The sequence below is a fragment of the Oleiphilus sp. HI0080 genome, assembly GCF_001635135.1.
Genome location: NZ_LWFU01000099.1, coordinates 1 through 306 on the forward strand (window position 1 = coordinate 1; position 306 = coordinate 306).

The 306-nt window shown below is 47.4% G+C and carries 1 protein-coding gene; it reads right to left on the reverse strand.

Annotated elements, in window-relative coordinates; translation table 11 throughout:
- On the reverse strand, window positions 1-306 hold a 306-nt coding region (locus tag A3751_RS01270; RefSeq protein WP_197466087.1), incomplete at both ends, for an argininosuccinate synthase domain-containing protein.

Consider the following 306-nt stretch of genomic DNA (forward strand, 5'->3'; position numbering starts at 1 on the left):
TATGCAGTAAGTTCGCATCCATCGAATATGGAGATTTGCCTTTCTTGGCCTCCACTTCAATACCATGCTTTGCACAGTAATCCATTAGGCTTTCACGGGAATTCAGATCCCATTCACGCCAAGGAGCAATCACCTGAACACCAGGCTTGAGCGCATAGGCTCCAAGTTCGAAACGAATCTGGTCATTTCCCTTACCAGTCGCGCCATGCGAAATAGCATCAGCGCCAGTTTCATTGGCGATTTCAATCAAACGCTTAGCAATGAGTGGGCGCGCTATGGATGTACCCAAAAGGTATTCACCTTCAT